The sequence below is a fragment of the Alcanivorax sp. HI0044 genome (genome assembly GCF_001634945.1).
Window position 1 is genome coordinate 1 of the sequence record NZ_LWEZ01000827.1, and the last position, 595, is coordinate 595.

Below are 595 nucleotides of genomic sequence, written 5' to 3' on the forward strand. Positions count from 1 at the left end.
CGGTCATGGGCAATCAGTAACGGGGGCTGCGCCCTTTCCTGTTGCTCATGCCCCAGTTGTTGGCGCCAGTACGCCAGTTGTCTGTCACGTTCACCGGCATCCAGCCAGGCCTTTTGCCAAAGCGCGTAATCCGCATACTGAATGGCAAGCTCAGGCAGCGATGCATCACTGAGATACGCTTGCGCCAGATCCGCAAAGAACACATCCATGGACCAGCCATCGGACACCAGATGGTGCATGACCAGCTGCAAGCGCCAGCCTTGATCCGACAGTTGCAGCAACTGCACACGCAATGGCGAATCACTGCCCAGCACAAAGAGCCGGTGAGCATGTTCATCCGCCAGGGTTTGCCGGGCATTGCCATCCAGCATGCGAGCATCGCGCTGTTCAACGATCAGGGAATCAGTGCCAATCTGTTGCAGCCCTTCGCCGCCCTCTTCCACAAAACGGGTACGCAGGCTTTCATGTCGCTGGACCACCGCATCCAGAGCCCGCAGCAACCGCGACACATCCAGTGCCCCGTTCAGTTCAAAGGCGGCGATCAGGTGGTAGGCGGTGTTGTCTGGCTCCAGCTGATGAATGGTCCACAGGCGCT

1 protein-coding gene is annotated in these 595 nt (G+C 58.8%); it reads right to left on the minus strand.

The window, feature by feature from the left end:
* A partial coding sequence (locus A3730_RS09810; RefSeq protein ID WP_231883914.1) for a condensation domain-containing protein occupies nucleotides 1-595 on the minus strand: 595 nt, incomplete at both ends.